Origin of the sequence: Thalassovita sp. (assembly GCF_034670005.1) — a bacterium.
GTDB lineage: Bacteria > Pseudomonadota > Alphaproteobacteria > Rhodobacterales > Rhodobacteraceae > Thalassobius.
This window is the reverse complement of sequence record NZ_JAXMOH010000002.1, coordinates 334778-350669: the sequence shown is the minus strand read 5'-3', so window position 1 is coordinate 350669 and position 15892 is coordinate 334778. Positions and strand designations below refer to the sequence as shown.

At 59.9% G+C, this 15892-nt stretch carries 18 protein-coding genes; 13 read left to right on the top strand and 5 right to left on the bottom strand.

The window, feature by feature from the left end; genetic code table 11:
• Positions 1–4: 4 nt before the first annotated feature.
• A complete protein-coding gene (gene rpsR, locus VOI23_RS05590; protein ID WP_008328567.1) occupies positions 5–232 on the bottom strand; it encodes a 30S ribosomal protein S18 in 228 nt (75 codons plus the stop codon).
• A gap of 22 nt (positions 233–254) precedes the next feature.
• Positions 255–611 carry a 30S ribosomal protein S6 gene (gene rpsF / locus VOI23_RS05585; protein ID WP_323782766.1) on the bottom strand — a complete coding sequence of 119 codons (357 nt, stop codon included), beginning with the start codon at positions 609–611 and terminating at the stop codon, positions 255–257.
• Positions 612–858: 247 nt separating this feature from the next.
• Here rpsF and VOI23_RS05580 point away from each other — a divergent pair, with 247 nt between their 5' ends.
• Both VOI23_RS05580 and VOI23_RS05575 read left to right on the top strand, forming a co-directional pair.
• Positions 859–1341: a hypothetical protein gene (locus VOI23_RS05580; RefSeq protein ID WP_323782763.1), complete on the top strand. Its 483-nt coding sequence runs from the start codon at positions 859–861 to the stop codon at positions 1339–1341.
• A 110-nt stretch (positions 1342–1451) separates the two neighbouring features.
• Entirely contained in the window at positions 1452–2030 is a 579-nt protein-coding gene (locus tag VOI23_RS05575) for a YceI family protein (protein WP_323782760.1), read from the top strand.
• A gap of 104 nt (positions 2031–2134) precedes the next feature.
• Here the strand turns inward: VOI23_RS05575 and VOI23_RS05570 are convergent, their stop codons facing one another.
• Positions 2135–3337, bottom strand: a complete 1203-nt coding sequence (locus tag VOI23_RS05570) for a cytochrome b/b6 domain-containing protein (protein WP_323782757.1) — start codon at positions 3335–3337, stop codon at positions 2135–2137.
• A 183-nt stretch (positions 3338–3520) separates the two neighbouring features.
• Here VOI23_RS05570 and fabD point away from each other — a divergent pair, with 183 nt between their 5' ends.
• The 7 genes from fabD (at position 3521) to VOI23_RS05535 (ending at position 9294) form a co-directional block, all read left to right on the top strand.
• A complete protein-coding gene (gene fabD, locus VOI23_RS05565; RefSeq protein WP_323782754.1) occupies positions 3521–4462 on the top strand; it encodes an ACP S-malonyltransferase in 942 nt (313 codons plus the stop codon).
• A gap of 66 nt (positions 4463–4528) precedes the next feature.
• Positions 4529–5266, top strand: coding sequence for a 3-oxoacyl-[acyl-carrier-protein] reductase (fabG, locus tag VOI23_RS05560; protein ID WP_323782751.1), 738 nt, complete (start codon positions 4529–4531; stop codon positions 5264–5266).
• Positions 5267–5523: 257 nt separating this feature from the next.
• A complete protein-coding gene (locus VOI23_RS05555) occupies positions 5524–5757 on the top strand; it encodes an acyl carrier protein (protein ID WP_058261235.1) in 234 nt (77 codons plus the stop codon).
• Between the two features lie 69 nt (positions 5758–5826).
• The gene (locus VOI23_RS05550) at positions 5827–6018 is read left to right on the top strand and encodes a hypothetical protein (RefSeq protein ID WP_323782745.1); all 192 of its coding nucleotides are present in this window, start codon (positions 5827–5829) and stop codon (positions 6016–6018) included.
• Positions 6019–6169: 151 nt separating this feature from the next.
• Entirely contained in the window at positions 6170–7429 is a 1260-nt protein-coding gene (gene fabF / locus VOI23_RS05545) for a beta-ketoacyl-ACP synthase II (protein ID WP_323782741.1), read from the top strand.
• Positions 7429–8583: an endolytic transglycosylase MltG gene (gene mltG, locus VOI23_RS05540; protein WP_323782738.1), complete on the top strand. Its 1155-nt coding sequence runs from the start codon at positions 7429–7431 to the stop codon at positions 8581–8583. Before fabF ends, mltG begins: the two co-directional genes overlap by 1 nt.
• 213 nt (positions 8584–8796) lie before the next feature.
• On the top strand, positions 8797–9294 hold the full coding sequence (locus VOI23_RS05535) for an ATP-binding protein (RefSeq protein ID WP_323782735.1): 498 nt from the start codon (positions 8797–8799) through the stop codon (positions 9292–9294).
• Positions 9295–9494: 200 nt separating this feature from the next.
• Here the strand turns inward: VOI23_RS05535 and VOI23_RS05530 are convergent, their stop codons facing one another.
• Entirely contained in the window at positions 9495–10739 is a 1245-nt protein-coding gene (locus tag VOI23_RS05530; RefSeq protein WP_323782732.1) for a saccharopine dehydrogenase family protein, read from the bottom strand.
• A 42-nt stretch (positions 10740–10781) separates the two neighbouring features.
• Positions 10782–11879, bottom strand: coding sequence for a carboxynorspermidine decarboxylase (locus VOI23_RS05525; RefSeq protein ID WP_323782730.1), 1098 nt, complete (start codon positions 11877–11879; stop codon positions 10782–10784).
• A gap of 572 nt (positions 11880–12451) precedes the next feature.
• Between VOI23_RS05525 and VOI23_RS05520 the strand changes: the two genes are divergently transcribed.
• The 4 genes from VOI23_RS05520 to VOI23_RS05505 all read left to right on the top strand — a co-directional run bounded on the left by VOI23_RS05520 (position 12452) and on the right by VOI23_RS05505 (position 15892).
• Entirely contained in the window at positions 12452–13822 is a 1371-nt protein-coding gene (locus VOI23_RS05520; protein ID WP_323783702.1) for a DNA-packaging protein, read from the top strand.
• A gap of 114 nt (positions 13823–13936) precedes the next feature.
• A complete protein-coding gene (locus VOI23_RS05515) occupies positions 13937–15121 on the top strand; it encodes a phage portal protein (protein WP_323782728.1) in 1185 nt (394 codons plus the stop codon).
• Positions 15114–15338: a GTA head formation protein, RCAP_rcc01685 family gene (locus VOI23_RS05510; RefSeq protein WP_323782725.1), complete on the top strand. Its 225-nt coding sequence runs from the start codon at positions 15114–15116 to the stop codon at positions 15336–15338. Before VOI23_RS05515 ends, VOI23_RS05510 begins: the two co-directional genes overlap by 8 nt.
• A gap of 11 nt (positions 15339–15349) precedes the next feature.
• Entirely contained in the window at positions 15350–15892 is a 543-nt protein-coding gene (locus VOI23_RS05505; protein ID WP_323782722.1) for an HK97 family phage prohead protease, read from the top strand.

Genomic DNA, 15892 nt, shown 5'->3' with positions numbered 1-15892 from the left:
CTCCTTACTTCACGGCGTAGGGCAGCAGGGCGAGGAAGCGGGCGCGCTTGATAGCACGGGCCAGCTCACGCTGCTTCTTGGCCGACACTGCAGTGATACGCGAGGGCACGATCTTGCCGCGCTCAGAAATGTAGCGCTGCAGCAGTTTGGTGTCTTTGTAGTCGATTTTCGGCGCATTGTCCCCGGAGAAGGGGCAAACTTTGCGGCGGCGGAAAAATGGTTTAGCTGCCATGGGTTAGCTTCCTTTCTTGGGGTTACGAACGGCGTTCGCGGCGGTCGCCACGATCGTCACGTTTCTGCATCTGAACCGAGGGGCCGTCTTCGTGGCCGTCGACTTTGATGGTCAGAACGCGCATGACGTCGTCATGCAGGCGCATCAGGCGTTCCATTTCCTGAACTGCCGCCGCCGGGGCGTCGGTTTTCAGGAAGGCATAGTGGCCCTTGCGGTTCTTGTTGATCTTGTAGGCCATCGTCTTGACGCCCCAGTACTCGCTATCAACGACGCTGCCGCCATTGTCCGCCAGTACGGTGCCGAAATGTTCGATAAGGCCTTCAGCTTGCGTGTTGGACAAGTCCTGACGCGAGATGAATACATGCTCGTAAAGCGGCATGTGCACTCCTGTTCATTTTCAGGCGCATTTCAAAGGACGGGTCAGAACCTTCCGCGACCCACCCACGAGAGACTGCGCGGTTAAACATAAGAATGCGGAAGGATGCGGGCATATACGATGGTTATGGCTGTGTTGCAACCGAAAGAGTTGTTCTGGCCCTGATGTGCCAGAAGTTCCCAATCCGTGCCGTATTTTCGCCTGAAACCTGCAGGCAATATCCAAGTGAACGCTTGATGGAGGCTACACTATGGATATCACCAATCACGGCATGGTTCTGGGATCAGTGGCTGAGCGAGCAGGGCGGGCAGGGGTGCTGCTGCGCGGTTTGTTTGTTTTTGTCGGCGTGGTGCTGTGCCTTTCGGCCTTCGGCCTGTGGCTGGTGCCGGCGCGCTTGTCCGGGCCGGACGCGATCACGATCCGCGCAGCGTTGACTTGTCTGTTCGTCGGGATCGGGTTTTTGTTGTTTCACATGGGGCGGCGGGACAGCTTGGAAGAGCTGGCCATCGATTTCAACGCTGGAAGGCTGCTTCATATGGAGCGGGGCGCGGACGGGATCGCACGGTTGCGCGGCAGCCTCGACTTTGCCGATCTGGAAAGCCTTGACGCGAATGGTAACCGTTTGATTGCGCGCGCGCATGGCGGTGAAGTCCTGCATGTGGCGCTTGCCGGAAACATCCCCGAGGCAGCGTGCGACCGTATTGCGGATTGTTTTGGTGCGGCAAGGGCGTAACGCTGTTCATTTTCCAACAGATTGTGTGGAGTGGTCCGGAATTGCCGCGCCGCACAGAGAGGTCACATTGCCATCATCTGATCTGGTGATGAACACAGGAGACCTCATCCATGAAAACGACCCTATTTGCAGGCGCAGCTGCGCTTGTTCTGAGCGCTGGCCTTGCCGCCGCCGAGCCGGTCAAATACGTGCTGGACTCAAGTCACAGCCAAATTCTTTTCAGCTATAATCATCTGGGCTATTCGACCAGCTACGGCATGTTTTCGGGGTTCGAGGGCGAGATCCAGTTCGACGAAGCCGATCCGGCCGCGTCTTCGGTAACGGTGTCGATGCCGGTGAAATCAATGATCACCGGCTGGGCCGAACGGTTCGGGCATTTCATGTCGCCCGATTTCTTTGCTGCAACGGATGACGAAATGGTCAGCTTTACCTCGACAGCAATCGAAGTAACGGGCGACGCCACCGCCAAGATCACCGGTGACCTGACCCTGAACGGGATCACCAAATCGGTGGTTCTGGATGCCAAGCTGAACCAGAAGGGGGATCACCCGATGGCGGGCAAACCCTGGGCCGGGTTCGACGCCACGACCACCCTGGTGCGCAGCGACTACGCTCTGGGCAAATTCGCGCCTTATGTCAGCGACGAAGTTGACCTGAAAATCTCGATCGAGGCGATGAAAGCCGATTGATCCGGTTTACAACGTCATGAAATGAAAAACGCCGCTGGGAATATCCCGGCGGCGTTTTTTATAGTTGATTGCGCCGTTCCAGAGCGCGGGTGTGTGCAATGGGGCTACCGGGTGGCGGTCAGGTCGAAGGACAGATCGACGTCAAAGCCCAGCGTAGACGCGTCACCGATGCCGTCGCCAAGTGAGAAGGCGCGGCGGTCGAGCCGGAATTTGCCCTGCGCATGAGCCGTATTTCCATCGAGGTCCAATGTAACGGGGAAAGACAGATCAACGGTGTTTCCCTTGATGCTTAACTGTCCCTGCGCGGTCAGGGTGCCGTTTTCTTCGATCAGCGCGGCCTGATACTGTGCGGTTGGATACTTGTCGGCGTCGAAGTAATCCGGTCCCATGGCCTGATCCGAAACCGAGCCGAGCTGGAGCCCGGCAATCGGGATGGTGACATCAATCTGACCCTTCTGCGCGGTGGCGGCGGTGTCATCATAGTCGATCTGTGCGCTCCAGCCGGTAAAGGTTCCGGCGACCTGCGCCCCCATCTGGGTGATCGACAGGTTCAGCGTACCGGTCGAGACCTGCCACGCCCCTGCGGTTTGTTGCGGAGCGGGGTTGTTTTGCGCCGGATCGGGCAAAGCAACCAGACCCGACGCGGTGCCTGCGGCCAAAACCCCGACCCAAATCACAGCTGCGGAAGCGGCTGCAAGTATGTGAGAGGGTTGGGTTTTGCTGGGAGAGATGTCGGTATGACCTGATATCATCCGGCGCAGGGTGGCGTCTTTGTCTATTACATGGTGTTTCAGCGCGCCTGCGACATGCAACGCGATGGAGGTCGCCAGAACCAGCATCAGCAGGAAATGCAGATCGGAGGCCAGGCCGGACAGCGTCTGCGATTGCGGCACCAGCGGCAGGCCCTGACCGAAGGGCCACCAGATCGGCGCGAATCCGGTTGTGGCGGCATGATGAATCCATCCGCTGAGCGGCACGAGAATCAACGAGCCGTAGAGCAGCCAATGTACGGTTTCGGCCAGCAGAGCTTCGGTTTTGTGATCGCCATTCAACAGTTTGGGTTTGGGTTGGATCAGGGCCCAGATCACCCGCGCCGAAGCCGTGAAGAAAATTGCTATGCCAATGGTTTTATGTAGGGAAAACAGAGTAACAACGGTGTCGAGATTAACATTCGTGTCGCCGCTGCGCAGGGATTCTGACATTTCTTCGGCGATAAAGCCCAGCGGGAAGGCGCTGAAGATCAGCAGGGCGGTCAGCCAGTGAAAGCTGCGTGCGATCACACCATAATGAGCTTCTGTGTTCTGCATGAGAGCGGGTCCTTTCGGATTTCAGGGTCTGATGAGATGTAATCCGGGGAGGATGCGGGCAACACTGGAGCCTGCGCACAGATGCTCTGCGCAGATCGGCAACATGGCTTTGGCTTGCGTTTCTCTTGTGATCGTCGCTTTGGACGGTTACATCGGCTCAAACAAAACGGGATGAGGGCCGTCATGACAAAAGCATTCGTTTTCCCCGGTCAGGGGGCGCAAACCATTGGCATGGGCAAGGCGCTGGCTGATGCCTATCCGGCTGCAAAGGCTGTGTTCGATGAAGTCGACGAAGCTTTGGGTGAAAACCTGAGCGGGCTGATCTGGGAAGGGGAGCAGGATGCGCTGACCCTGACGCAGAACGCCCAACCGGCTTTGATGGCGACGTCGCTGGCGGCGATGCGGGCCTTGGAATCCGAAGGCGTGATTCTGGCCGAAGCCGCAGCATATGTTGCTGGTCATTCGCTGGGTGAATATTCGGCGCTGGCCGCGGCGGGCGCGTTGAGCGTGACTGATGCGGCGCGGCTGCTGCGCACCCGTGGTCTGGCGATGCAGCAGGCGGTTCCGGTTGGCGAAGGCGCGATGGCGGCCTTGCTGGGGCTGGATTTCGCGGCAGCAAAGGCGGTGGCCGAAGAGGCTGCAATGGGCGAGGTTTGCCAAGCGGCGAATGACAACGATCCGGGGCAGGTGGTGGTGTCGGGCCATGCTGACGCGGTCGAGCGTGCAATTGCCCTGGCCAAGGAAAAGGGTGCCAAGCGGGCGGTTCTGTTGCCGGTCAGCGCCCCGTTCCACTGCGCCCTGATGGAACCCGCAGCCAGAGTGATGGCGGAAGCCTTGGAAGAAGTGGATATCAACCGGCCCGTGGTTCCGGTTGTCGCCAATGTGGTGGCCGAAGCAATCACCGATCCCGCGACAATCCGGTCGTTGCTGGTCGATCAGATCGTTGGGTCGGTCCGTTGGCGCGAAAGCGTGCTGTGGATGGCCGGCAAGGGTGTGACCGAGGTTTGGGAAATCGGCGCGGGCAAAGCCCTGTCCGGGATGATCCGCCGGATTGACCGGTCAATCGCCTGTACCGCCGTCGGTACGCCGGAGGATGTAACCAAAGCCGTGGCCAGCCTGAACTGAGCTGTGCAAGAATTTATCCGGTTCCATTTTGCAGGCGGGCCGGGGGGACAATAAGGAAAAACTGGTATGTTTGATCTGAGCGGAAAATGCGCCCTGGTGACCGGGGCATCGGGAGGGATCGGTGGGGCCATCGCCAAGGCGTTGCACGGTGCCGGGGCCACTGTCGGTCTGAGCGGTACACGGGTGGACCCGCTGGAAGCGTTGGCGGCGGAACTGGGAGAGCGCGCGGTCGTGCTGCCATGTAACCTGAGCGATCCCGAAGCAGTCGATGCGTTGCCAAAACAGGCGATCGAAGCGATGGGGGCCTTGGATATTCTGGTCAACAATGCCGGGATCACCCGAGACCAGATCTTCATGCGGATGTCGGACGACGAATGGCAGTCTGTTCTGGATGTGAACCTGACGTCGGCGATGCGGCTGTGCCGGGGCGTGATGCGCCCGATGATGAAGGCGCGTTGGGGCCGGATCATCAATATCAGTTCGATCGTTGGCGCCACCGGCAACCCGGGGCAGGCGAATTATGCTGCCGCCAAAGCCGGGTTGGTGGGGATGACCAAATCCATTGCTTATGAGGTCGCCAGCCGGGGCATCACCGCCAATGCGGTCGCCCCGGGGTTCATCGCCACCGCGATGACCGACAAGCTGACCGATGATCAGAAGGCAAAGATCAACGCGCAGATTCCTGCCGCCCGGATGGGCGCACCGGAAGAAATAGCCGCTGCCGTTCTGTATCTGGCCAGCCCAGAAGCAGGCTATGTTACTGGCGCCACTTTACATGTGAATGGCGGCATGGCGATGCTTTAAGCCGACAGGGCCACTGGGACGGGAATTGCGGTTTGCAGCAAAAACCTGAAGGAAACCCAATAGGCCCTTGCTAAAGCGTTTGCGTTGGCGTCACCATGTGCTATAGGCCACGCAGATTTTCCCGGGGGCGGTATATCTGCCCTTCGGAACTGCCCGCGTCGCGGGAGAGGAGCCGCCCGCATTTTGGGCATCAATCAAGCCAGCCTGCGGGTACGGGCGACAATTCGGGCCGATGGCCCAATAGATGAGGACAGAAAATGAGCGATATCGCAGACCGCGTCAAAAAAATCGTTGTTGAGCACCTGGGTGTGGAAGAAGACAAAGTCACCGAGAACGCTTCGTTCATCGACGATCTGGGCGCGGACAGCCTGGACACCGTTGAACTGGTGATGGCGTTCGAAGAAGAATTCGGCATCGAAATCCCCGATGACGCCGCCGAAACCATTCAGACCTTTGGCGACGCAGTGAAATTCATCAGCCAAGCGTCGTAATCGGCTGCACATCGCTGAATTTTGAAAGCCCCTGCCTTTTGGCGGGGGCTTTTTTGTGGGCGATAGCGGTTGGAACTGCAGATACTGGAACGTGGCTGTGAGCCGTTTGCGGAAGCAGGTTTTTCATCGATTTCTCACTTCTGGCTTTTGCGTCTGGTTGAAAAGACGCCGCGCAAATCCGCACGCCCGACGGGAAGAGCCGCCGGTGTGGGTTTGAACCTTCCAGAATTTGCGCTGCATTGCAGCAAGCTTAACCGTTGATCAGCCGTCGCAGGCTTGCGGTAAAGATAACGGTCGTTTCCCTCTGGCAAGGACCGGCCCGTGCCGCCTATAAGGGGCTGCATATGCTTGCGCTTTCGGCTTGATCCAAGCTATTGAGGGCGCGGACTGCCGAGGCAAAGGAGAGCAGAAAATGCGTCGAGTTGTTGTTACCGGGCTGGGGTTGGTGACTCCGCTGGCATGTGGTGTCGAAGAAACCTGGTCGCGGCTTCTGGAGGGGAAGTCTGGCGCAGGTACGATCACCCGTTTCGATGCAAGCCATCTGGCCACGGATTACGCCTGTGAAGTCCCCTATGGAGATGGCAGCGACGGCAGTTTCAATCCCGATGACTGGATGTTGCCGAAAGAACGCCGCAAGGTTGATGATTTCATCCTTTACGGCATCGCGGCGGCGACGCAGGCGGTGGTAGATTCCGGCTGGACCCCGGAAGATGATGAAAGCCGCGAACGCACCGGCGTGATGATCGGTTCGGGGATCGGCGGGTTGCAGTCCATTGCCGAAACCGCGCTGGTGATCAAGGAAAAGGGGCCGCGTCGGGTGTCGCCCTTCTTTATTCCCGGGGCTTTGATCAACCTGATTTCCGGTCAGGTCAGCATCAAATACGGCTTCAAGGGCCCGAACCATGCGGTGGTGACAGCCTGTTCGACCGGGGCCCATGCCATCGGCGATGCGACCCGGCTGATCAAATATGGTGATGCCGATGTGATGATCGCCGGTGGGGCCGAGGCGGCAATCTGCGAGATCGGGATTGCCGGTTTCAACGCCTGCAAAGCGTTGTCGACCAAGCGCAAGGACGATCCGCAGGCGGCCAGCCGCCCCTATGACAACGACCGCGATGGGTTCGTCATGGGCGAAGGGGCGGGCGTTATCGTGTTGGAAGAATACGAACACGCCAAGGCGCGCGGTGCCAAGATCTATGCCGAGGTTCTGGGCTATGGCCTGTCGGGCGATGCCTATCACATCACCGCGCCATCGGAAGATGGCAATGGTGGCGAACGCGCGATGCGCGCGGCGCTGAAGGACGCCAAGATCGATGCTTCGGCGATTGATTACATCAACGCACATGGCACCTCGACCATGGCGGATACGATCGAGTTGGGCGCGGTGGAACGTTTGCTGGGCGATGCCGCATCGACCGCTACGATGTCGTCGACCAAATCGGCGACCGGGCATTTGTTGGGCGCGGCCGGGGCGATCGAGGCAGTGTTTTCGATCCTTGCAATCCGCGATCAGGTCGCGCCGCCGACAATCAACCTCGACAATCCGGCGGTTGAAAGCGCGCTGGATCTGGCCCCGAACCAGAAACGCGAACGCACCATCAACGTGGCGCTGTCCAACAGCTTTGGCTTTGGCGGCACAAATGCCAGCGTGCTGTTCGGAAAGGTCGGCTGATGTGGCGATCAATTGCGTCTAACGCATTGACACTGCTTATTGTTATGCTGTTCCTCGGGGGTGGTTTGATCCTTTGGGGGCAGCGCAGCTATCGCGTTGCGGGGCCGTTGCAGCAACCGATATGCGTGCGGGTCGAAAGCGGGTCGAACATGACCAAGATCAGTCAACGGCTGGAACAGGAGGGCGCGGTTTCGAACGGTACCCTGTTTCGGCTGGGGGCGGATTATTCCGACAAGGCGGATAAGCTGAAGGCGGGTAGCTTTCTGGTGCCCGAAGGGGCCTCGATGGAGGAAATCGTCGATATCCTGACCCGTGGTGGTGCCAGCACCTGCGGCACTGAAGTGGTGTACCGTGTCGGTATCACCCGCAGCGAGATCGTGCTGCGGGAACTGGACCCCGCGACCAATCGTTATGTCGAAAAAGCGGCCTATGTGCCGGGGGCAGAAGACATGCCGGCGGAGTTCACTGAACCGTTGACCCAATCGGATACCCGCCACCGGATCGCGCTGGCCGAAGGGGTGACCAGTTGGCAGGTGGTCGAGGAGCTGAAACAGGTTTCCGTGCTGACCGGCGATATCGCCGAATTGCCCGCCGAAGGGACATTGGCGCCCGACAGTTACGAGATCAAGTCAGGCGATAATCGGGCCGCGGTCATTGCGCGTATGGTCGATGCGCAGACGGCGATCCTTGATGCCGCCTGGAAAAACCGGGTCGATGGTTTGCCGCTGGCCAGCAAGGAAGAGGCGCTGATCCTGGCCTCGATCATCGAAAAGGAAACCGGGGTGCCGGAAGAACGCCGCCAAGTGGCCAGCGTGTTCATCAACCGGCTGAAACAGGGGATGCGTCTGCAAACTGACCCGACGGTGATCTATGGTATCACCAAGGGCGAAGGCGTGTTGGGCCGCGGGCTGCGGCAAAGCGAGCTGCGCGGGGAAACGCCGTGGAACACCTATGTTATCGACGGGCTGCCGCCGACCCCAATCGCCAATCCCGGCAAGGCCAGCATCGAAGCGGCGCTGGACCCGGCCGAGACCAAGTTCGTGTTCTTCGTGGCGGACGGATCGGGCGGCCATGCTTTCGCCGAAACCCTGGCCGAGCATAACGCCAATGTCGCCAAGTGGCGGCAGATCGAGGCGGAAAAGGCCAATCAGTGATGTGAAACACCCGCTTCGGCGGGTGTTTTTATTTGGGGCTTCGGGCTGGACATAGCTGCAGCCCTGTGCCAATCCCCCGGGCCATGAAAACCTTGATGCAGAAAACCGCCGCGCGGCGTCACAACCGAATTACGGTCCCGGCCTGACAGTCCGGGCCGGGTGGTCGAATTCTGAACGTCTGATGCGCGCGATGCGCTGAACAAGGTTACTTTCATGTCTCTTACATCTCCTGCGCTGCACATGTTGTGCGGTAAAATCGCTGCTGGAAAATCCACGCTGTCATCCAGGCTGGCGGGCTTGGACGGAACCGTCCTGATCGCCGAGGATGAATGGCTGAACGCCCTGTTCGCCGAAGAAATGGCGACTGCGAAGGATTACGTGCGTTGCGCGTCGAAACTGCGCCAAGCCATGGGGCCGCATGTGTCGGCGCTGCTGAATGCGGGGGTATCGGTTGTTTTGGACTTCCCCGCCAACACGGTCGAAAACCGCAATTGGATGCGCGGCATCTTGGAGGCGACCGGCGCGGCCCACCAGCTGCATGTGCTGGATGTACCTGATGAGGTCTGTCTGGCGCGGCTGCGGGCGCGCAACGCGCAGGGCGATCATCCCTTCGCGGCCACCGAGGCGCAGTTCCGGCAGTTTTCAAAGCACTATGTCGCGCCCTCGGCGGAGGAGGGGTTTAATATCGTGCTGCATGGCGTGGAGGGGTGAGGAGTGTTTAGTCGGCGGTCCTGACGATCGCTCAGCATAATAACCCCGCCCGAACAACGGCGCTTTGCGCCACCGGGCAGCGCCCGACCGCCAGAACGGGCGGGCGCTACCCGCCATTCTTTCGATCTCAGCACACAGAAAAGCCCGCCGGTTGGCGGGCTTTCCATACTTGCGCGTAGGGTGGGCGATCCGCCGGTCCCTTATTCGTTCCACGCCTTGTCTTCGCCGCCCAGGCCGCCGATCTGCACGCGCGTCGGCAGGCCGATCCGGTCGAGGATGGAGAAGAAGGGTTTCGGGTCGAGTTCCTCGATATTCTTCATCGTATGGGCGTCCCATTCGCCGCTGGCCACCAGCATGGCGGCGGCAACGGGGGGCACGCCTGCGGTGTAGGAAATGCCCTGCGACCCGACTTCGTCATAGGCGTCCTTGTGGTCGGCGACGTTGTAGACGAAGACCTCGAAGTCTTTACCGTCCTTCACGCCCTTGACCAGGTCGCCGATGCAGGTTTTGCCGGTGTAACCCGGCGCAAGGCTGGCGGGGTCGGGCAGCACGGCCTTGACCACTTTCAGCGGCACCACTTCCAGCCCTTCGGCGGTTTTCACCCGCTGTTCGGACAGCAGGCCGAGATTTTTCAGCACGGTGAAGACGTTGATATAGTGATCGCCGAAGCCCATCCAGAACCGCACATCGGCCTGCGGGTAGTTGGCGGCGAGGCTGTGCACCTCGTCATGGCCCGACTGGTAGGCCTGCGACGGGCCGACCACCGGCAGGTCCCACGATTTGCCGCTTTCGAACATCGACAGTTCCTTCCATTGCTGGTCTTCCCAGTAATAGACGGTGCCGGTGAATTCGCGGAAGTTGATTTCGGGGTCGAAATTGGTGGCGAAATACTTGCCGTGATTGCCGGCGTTGATGTCGACAATGTCGATCGATTTCACCTCGTCCATCATGTCGATGGCGAAACGGGCATAGGCATTGACCACGCCCGGATCGAAGCCCGCGCCGAGGATGGCGGTGACGCCCTTTTCGGCACAAAGATCGCGCTTCTTCCATTCGTAATTTGCGTACCAGGGCGGGGTTTCGCAGATCTTGCCCGGGTCTTCGTGGATTGCGGTGTCGATATAGGCCGCACCGGTTTCGATACAGGCGTCCAGCACGGTCATGTTGACGAAGGCGGTGCCGACGTTGATGACGATCTGTGCGCCGGTGTCCCGGATCAGGGCGGCCACAGCGGCGCTGTCCATCGCATCGACGGCATGCGCCTGAAGAACGCCTTCCTGCTTCATTGCGCCCTTTTCGCGGACGGACTCAAGGATCGCTTCGCATTTGGCCAGCGTCCGGCTGGCGATATGGATATCGCCAAGCACATCGTTGTTCTGCGCGCATTTATGCGCCACGACCTGAGCGACGCCACCGGCGCCGATGATGAGAACGTTCTTTTTCAACGGTCAGAACCCCCTTTGGGTGTCATTGGTTGCAGAGAAGCGCTAGGACAGCGCGGCGGTAAAGTCGTCGTAACCAAAGTCACGTTGCAGACGGACGGTGCCGTCCAGTTCCCGAATGGCAATGGCGGGCATTTTCACGCCGTTGAACCAGTTTTTCTTAACCATGGTATACCCGGCGGCGTCCTGAATGGATAGCCGGTCGCCCGTTAGCAGCGGTTTCGGAAACTTGAATTCGCCAAAAATGTCGCCTGCGAGGCAGGATTTTCCGCAGATCATCCAGTCTTCCGGGCCGTCATTGGGGATCATCTTGGCGCTTTCGCGGTAGATCAGGAGATCGAGCATATGCGCCTCGATCGAGCTGTCGATGATGGCCAGGTTCTTGCCGTTGAACATGGTGTCGAGAACGGTGACTTCCAGTGTTGTAGAGTTGGTGATTGCCGCCTCGCCGGGTTCCAGATAGACCTGAATTTCGTTTTCGCCGGCGAACCGTTTCAGCCGTTCGGCCAGCCGGTCGAGCGGGTAATCCGCGCCGGTAAAATGGATGCCGCCGCCAAGGCTGATCCAGTTCATCCGTTTGATCAGGGAGCCGAAACGAGTTTCGATCAGGGTCAACATGTCGTCGAAGCGGTCGAAATCGGCGTTTTCGCAATTGTTATGAAACATGAACCCGCTGATCAGGTCGGCCACCGGTTCGATGTCTTTGGGATCATGTTCGCCGAGGCGCGAAAACGGGCGGGCGGGGTCAGCCAGATCGAAATCGCTGGTGGAAACGCCGGGATTGACGCGCAAGCCACGGGTGTGGTTGCGCGACCGGGATTCGAAGCGCTGCAGCTGGGCCGCAGTGTTGAAGATGATCTTGTCGGAATTTGCGATCACCTCGTCCATTTCGTGATCGGCCCAGGCGACTGAGTAGGCATGGGTTTCGCCGGGGAATTTTTCGCGGCCCAGCTTGACCTCGTAGAGCGAGGAGGAGGTGGTGCCGTCCATATATTGCGACATGAAATCGAACACGCCCCAACTGGCGAAGCATTTCAGCGCCAGAAGCGCCTTGGCACCGGAATTTTCCCGCAGCCAGGCGATTTTTTCCATGTTGGGCAACAGCCGGGATTTGTCGATCAGATAATAAGGGGTCTGGAGCATCTGGCGGCGGTCCTTGTGCAGAAGCGACGCTGGGGAATCACGCGCGGCCCCCACTTAGCGGTGGATCGGCGGTGTGGCAAAGAAAAATTGCCGCCCGGTCATTGTTCGGGTTGGGCAAAAGGGGCTGTCTGCCCCCTCTCCGTTGAGACCCCTGCAGGCTTTCAACGCATTCATCCCCAGGGATATTTTCGAAAAGAAGAAACGGAACGGTGCATTAAGGGGATGGCGCGTTTCGCAAGGGTAGGCTTCGTTCCGCTGGAAGGCGCGGCTGATGATGCGGGCCTGCCATGCGGCGCCAAGGCGAAAGGCAAAGCGAGCAGATATGACATTGATCAGACCGGATGCGGACACGTTTCCTTTGACCGAGACGCTGACCGAAATCGAAGAGGTGTTTTTGGATCTGAAGGCAGATGTGAAACGGCTGCAGGCCCGATTGCGGGACGGTGAGTTGGCGGCGGTTAAAGACGCCGCCAAGCTGATCGCTGATCTTCGCGGTTGGTTGCGGATCGCTTATGAACTGGAGGCAACATTCCATGAACGAAAACGAAAGCAGGCTGGAATCGAGCGCGGATATGCCGTCGATTTCGATCAGGCAAGGGATCAGATCAGGTGCCGGTTGGATCGCCTCCGCCGATGCTGCCACGCAGGAGGCATTCCTGGACGACCTGAGTGAAGGTGAGCTGTTGGCGCTGCCTTACCTGTTCGAGTTCTGGGCGCTGGACCATCAGCTGCCGCCCGAAGGCACATGGCGGAACTGGGTGATCATGGGCGGGCGCGGGGCGGGCAAGACCCGGGCCGGGGCGGAATGGGTGCGCTCAATGGTCGAAGGCGCAAGGCCGATGGATCCGGGGCAGGCGACCCGGTTGGCGATCGTCGGTGAAACGATCGATCAGGCGCGCGAGGTGATGGTGTTTGGCGAAAGCGGCATCCTGGCCTGTTCCCCGCCCGACCGGCGGCCCGACTGGCAGGCCGGGCGCAAGATACTAAGCTGGCCCAACGGAGCCACGGCGCAGATATTTTCCGCGCATGACCCCGAAAGCCTGCGCGGGCCGCAATTCGATGCCGCCTGGGTTGATGAACTGGCGAAATGGCCCAAGGCGCAGGACACTTGGGACATGTTGCAATTCGGGCTGCGGCTGGGCGATGCGCCACGGGTTTGCGCCACTACGACGCCGCGCAACGTGCCGGTTTTAAAGAACATTCTGAAACAGTCATCGACGGTGGTTACCCATGCTTCGACCGAAGCGAACCGGGCGCATCTGGCCGATAGTTTTCTGGAGGAAGTGCAGGCGCGTTATGCCGGGACCAGGTTAGGGCGGCAGGAGCTGGACGGGGTGTTGCTGGACGATGCCGAGGGCGCAATGTGGTCTTCGGCAATGATCGAGACGCAGCGGGTCGATCTGGTCCCCGATCTGGACCGGATCGTTGTGGCGGTCGATCCACCGGTCACCGGGCATGAGGGATCGGATGAATGCGGCATCGTGGTGGTGGGTGCCGTGACGCGCGGGCCGGTGCAGGACTGGCGCGGTTATGTTCTGGAAGATGCCAGTGTCAGCGCATCAAGCCCGGCGCAATGGGCGCGGGCAGCGATTTCGATGATGGAAAAATGGGGCGCCGACCGATTGGTGGCCGAGGTTAACCAAGGAGGTGATCTGGTCGAGGCGGTGATCCGGCAGATTGATCCGATGGTGCCGTTTCGGAAGGTTCACGCCGCGCGCGGAAAATCGGCGCGGGCGGAACCGGTGGCGGCGTTATACGAACAAGGCCGGGTGTTTCATGCCCGTGATCTGGGCACGCTGGAAGACCAGATGTGCGCGATGACCGCGCAGGGATTTCAGGGCAAGGGCAGCCCGGACCGGGTCGATGCGTTGGTCTGGGCGCTGCACGAGTTGATCGTCGGGCCAAGTGCGCATTGGCGGCGTCCGAACGTACGGTCGCTGTGATGCGAGATTGTTAAACCTTTGGCGACATAGTCTGCACAAGACCGGGGCGACCTGGTGGCGTTAGTCAATGGCAAGAGCGGATCGGCTTTGCCCGGAACGAGGAGCGATAGGGGAATGGTGTTTCAATTCTTCCGCGGTGGAAACAAGCAGCAGGCGCCCGAGGCTAAGGCCAGCGCGACCGGGCCGCTTTTTGCGGTGCAGGGCGCGGGCCGGGTGGCCTGGAGCCCGCGCGATACCGCGTCGCTGACCCGGACCGGCTTTGCTGGTAACCCGGTCGGGTTCCGATGTGTCAAGATGATCGCTGAGGCGGCGGCGTCGCTGCCTTTGGTGTTGCAGGACCGGATGCAGCGCTATGACCTGCATCCGATGTTGCAACTGGTCGACCATCCAAACCCGGCGCAGGGCAAGGCGGAATTGTTCGAGGCGCTTTATGCGCAGCTGCTACTAACCGGCAATGCCTATATTGAAGCGGTGGGGGGGGAAGCTGCGGTTCCGGTGGAATTGCATGTGCTGCGTTCGGACAGGATGAGCCTGGTGCCGGGCAGCGATGGGTGGCCGGTGGCCTATGATTACGTGGTCAACGGGCGCAAGCACCGGTTCAACATGGCGAATGGGGCCGCGCCGATCTGTCATATCCGGGCGTTTCACCCGCAGGATGACCATTACGGATTTTCCCCGTTGCAGGCAGCGGCGCAGGCCGTGGACGTGCATAACAGCGCGTCGCGCTGGTCCAAGGCTTTGCTGGACAATGCAGCACGGCCCTCGGGCGCAATCGTTTACAAGGGGGCCGAGGGACAGGGCAGCCTGAGCGCGGATCAGTATGATCGGCTGGTTTTGGAAATGGAGAGCCATCATCAGGGCGCGCGCAATGCCGGACGACCGATGCTGTTGGAAGGGGGGCTGGACTGGAAACCGATGGGGTTTTCGCCTTCGGATATGGAATTCCAGAAAACCAAGGAAAGCGCCGCGCGCGAGATCGCGCTGGCCTATGGCGTGCCGCCGATGTTGCTGGGGATGCCGGGCGACGCGACCTATGCCAATTATCAGGAAGCCAACAGGGCGTTTTATCGCCTGACGGTGCTGCCGCTGGTCGGCAAGGTGACGGCGCGGGTGGCCGAATGGCTATCACGCCATTCAGGCGAAGCGTTGTCGCTGCAGCCCGATCTGGATCAGGTGCCGGCGCTGTCGGCGGAACGCGATGCGCAGTGGAAACGGGTGAGCGAAGCGGCTTTTCTGAGTGAGACCGAAAAGCGGTCCCTGCTGGGATTGCCGGTGATGAGCGAGGACGGAGATGCGTGATGATCGACCTGGATTTGAAGCGTTCGAGTGCGCGCCTGCATTGCGGTTGGAGGCGCATGAGAGGGTGAGCAAGCTGCATGTGGATGGATTCAACCGGCGTGTCGAGCGGTTGGAAGCGGAAATAGAGCGTCTGGAGCGCCGTTTGTGGCTGACTGTTTATGGCGTGGTTGGGGTGATCCTGGCGCAGGGGGTGCAATCCCTGATGCAGGTGCAGTGAAGGGAATTATCATGGATTTGGAGTGCAAATTTTCAATCTTTGACAGTGCATTAAGTCTCACAAGTGATGCGATGATCGAAGGATACGCCAGCCATTTTGGACGCGCCGATCAGGGGGGCGATATCGTCTGTAAAGGGGCCTATTCGGTGTCATTGGCGGCACTGAAACGCGAAGGTCGTGCGGTTAAAATGCTGTGGCAGCACGATCCGGCGCAACCGATCGGCGTTTGGGATGAGGTGCGCGAGGATGATAAGGGCTTATGGGTCAAAGGCCGTTTGCTGGACACGATCGGCAAGGGACGCGAAGCGGCGGCATTGATCGCTGCGGGTGCGATTGACGGGCTTTCGATTGGCTATCGCACCAAACGGGCGGTGAAGAATGACAAGGGTCAGCGCGTGCTGACCGAACTTGAGCTGTGGGAAGTGTCGCTGGTGACGTTTCCGATGCTCACCAGTGCCCGCGTGGGGGCGAAGACCGACAGCTTGATTGCGCAGGACATGCGCGACATGGCCGCGGCACTGCGGGCCGCGCAGAAGGACATGGCGCGTCCCTGA